Here is a 2,106-nt window from a genome sequence, read left to right as displayed (position 1 = left end):
TCAAACGAATTTGAACAAGTGTATGAAAGAACGAACACTGAGGCTGAGCTTCTGGCAGGTTAAAATGGGGAAAAATTTTTCATTTTAACTTGTACTAAATCTTGACATAGGACCAAGGAAGCTCTGGCAATCACTCCAGAACAGTATGCGATGCTCAGGCAGGGGCTGGAGATCATTGCCAGACGTCCGATAGAGCAGACCACAGATCCGAGAAAACTCATTTAGCTTTGTGCATTTCGTAGAAATTTTTTGTGGATATGTTTATCCCAAGAAAATTCATATCCGTTGTTTATCCACAATATCCAGGTCCTGTTAGTTGTACCGGGAGAAATAACAATCCATTTGTGGATAGCAGTACTGAAAATCTGAAATATAACAGTGATATCCAGGTTTTCAGTACTGTTATCCACCGTCATAATGACGGAAGGAAAACAGCCGCCGACTGGCGGAAATACGCTGTATCTGCTATAATGGAACCTAGGTAATTGCGAAATAAGTTCGCAATCCTGATTAGAATGCGGTAATAATCCTGCAATGCAGGATTACTAAGATGAGAGGCAGGTGACATCAAATTTAAACACGATAAAAAGACTTCCCAGATAAACTGCGAAGAAAAGATGTTATGAATATCGAACGTCAGGCAATCAAAGGTTTTAAGCTTCGTATGTATTGATGCTTATGGATTTTATCTGCAACAAGTACCGTAACAAGTTGTGTGATTCCTGCAAGAAGTAAATCAGCATGAAGCGTTTTTTCGTTCTGGGTTTTACGATTCGCAATGCAGAAACTATCTTTGAAATGGTTGATTGATTTTTCAACATTTACACGAATCTTCTAGGTGTCTTCCCATTTCTGCGAACCTTGTTCTACGCCAGGATAGGCACGAAGATTTTTCTCTGGATAAATATAAATCATTCGTCCGCAGGAAGAAGTGGTGCATGGATTATCATAGTGGCACACTCGACATTTCGATTTGTTGGCAGGATTGTATTCCCATTTCATTTTTGGACATACAAACTTCATGGTTGGTATTTTGCTTTTTAAATGAGATTTGCTTCCTTCCCATTTCATAGGAAGTGTTGGATCATGTGGACAGCAGGGAATACCATTTTCATTAACTGTGTAGTCCGTTCCTTCCATGGATAGTTTTACCCGGAGAGGAATAAAAGCCTTACGAAACCCGATATCATTGAAAAGAGATTTATAGATTTCAATTGTATCAAAAGCTACATCTCCAAGAAAAGTTGTTGGCTCTATTAAGGGATGTTTTTTGAAAAAACCGATCAAAACAGGAAGCAGAGCTTTTGAGTCGGCAAGCGATTTATCCTCATCCGGGGAATCCGATTTCTTTTCTACAACAATATCAGGATGTGCATTTAGGAAATCCTTGTTGTAGAAAGATATGTCGCGGACAATGCCAAGTCCATTTGTGACGATACCGAATTTATAGGCATAACAGAAGTGACCATTGATGTACATCTGCTGGATAGCCTGGTTGGATGCAGCATGAGTTGGCATGGAACCATAAGCAGCATTGTATGGATCATAGGAATCATCAAGGTTATGGGATTTCTTAAAAGCCTTCAGCTGTTTCATAATACGGTTGGCATACTTAGGATTATTTTCAGTAACCCATGCTTCAATACCGGAGGTATCAAAGATAGTCATGTCAGCAAGAGCCGGATTCAGTTTTTGGCATACCGGTTCGGTCAGGTCTACAAGACGATCGAACATAGATTGTAAGTCCAATAAGAAATCCTGTTTAAAACGGGTGAATTTTGAACCATCCGGTACAACATCAAAGCCACAGAAATCACGCAGTTCCTGAGAGTACTTCAAAAACACAATCAGGAGCGTGTCTGTCGGGATTTAAAAAATACGCTCGAGCAGAAATGCCTTGAGCATTGGATAAAGCTGGTGCTTGCGAGGTCTTCCGGTTCGGGCGTGAAAATGTGAAACAAAAGAAACAGGAACAATTTCATCAAGGTTAATGGCTTCATCAAGAAGAGAAAGAAACTGATATTTGTCGTTGTCGAATTTATTTTGACAATCTTCAAAAACTTCTGCCAAAGTGAGCTGCTTATGTGTTATCATATGAGTATATCT

Annotated in this window: 1 pseudogene; it reads right to left on the bottom strand. The window is 39.6% G+C overall.

What is annotated here, in order from left to right:
• Window positions 1-728 precede the first annotated feature (728 nt).
• Window positions 729-2,094 (bottom strand): annotated as a pseudogene (locus ROSEINA2194_RS13805) (transposase); the annotation flags it as partial.
• Between the last annotated feature and the right edge of the window lie 12 nt (window positions 2,095-2,106).

Origin of the sequence: Roseburia inulinivorans DSM 16841 (assembly GCF_000174195.1) — a bacterium.
GTDB lineage: Bacteria > Bacillota > Clostridia > Lachnospirales > Lachnospiraceae > Roseburia > Roseburia inulinivorans.
Note: the sequence above shows the minus strand (reverse complement) of the source record. Positions and strands in the feature narration are given on the sequence as shown.